The 617-nt window shown below is 66.8% G+C and carries 1 protein-coding gene; it reads left to right on the top strand.

The features are described from left to right. The coding region (locus J3361_RS29300; RefSeq protein WP_243459079.1) for a condensation domain-containing protein at positions 1–617 on the top strand (617 nt) is incomplete at both ends.

The raw sequence follows: 617 nt of genomic DNA, 5'->3' as shown, positions 1-617 counted from the left end.
ACGCCTGCTGTGCCTGGCCGAAGACGAGCACATCCTGCTGGTGACCCAGCACCACATCGTCTCCGACGGTTGGTCGGTGGCGGTGTTGATCGGCGAGTTCAACGCCCTCTACGCCGCGTTCAGCCAGAACCTCGACGACCCGTTGCCGGCCCTGACCCTGCAGTACGCCGACTACGCCAGCTGGCAACAGCAGCACTTGCAAGGTGAACGCCTGCACGCCCAGGTCGATTTCTGGAAAGCCCACCTGGACGGCGCCCCGGCGCTGCTTGAATTGCCCAGCGACCACCCACGGCCGCAAGTGCAAAGCTACCAAGGCGCCGCGCTGGCCCTGCAACTGCCGGCGCCACTCAGCGCCCGCTTGCGCCGCTTCAGCCAGCAACAGGGCCTGACCCCGTTCATGACCCTGCTCGGTGCCTGGTCGATCCTGCTCTCGCGCCTGAGCAACCAGCCCCAGGTGGTGGTCGGCACGCCGGTGGCCAACCGTCCACGGCGGGAAACCGAGGCCTTGATCGGCTTCTTCGTCAACACCCTGGCCCTGCGCATCGACGTCCAGGCCCACAGCCGCGTCGACCAGTTACTGGAGCAGATCAAGGCCTCCACCCTCGACGCCTACAGCC

It is taken from the genome of Pseudomonas sp. OA65, assembly GCF_017498305.1.
Classification (GTDB): domain Bacteria; phylum Pseudomonadota; class Gammaproteobacteria; order Pseudomonadales; family Pseudomonadaceae; genus Aquipseudomonas; species Aquipseudomonas zanjanensis.
This window is presented reverse-complemented; position numbering and strand designations above follow the sequence as displayed.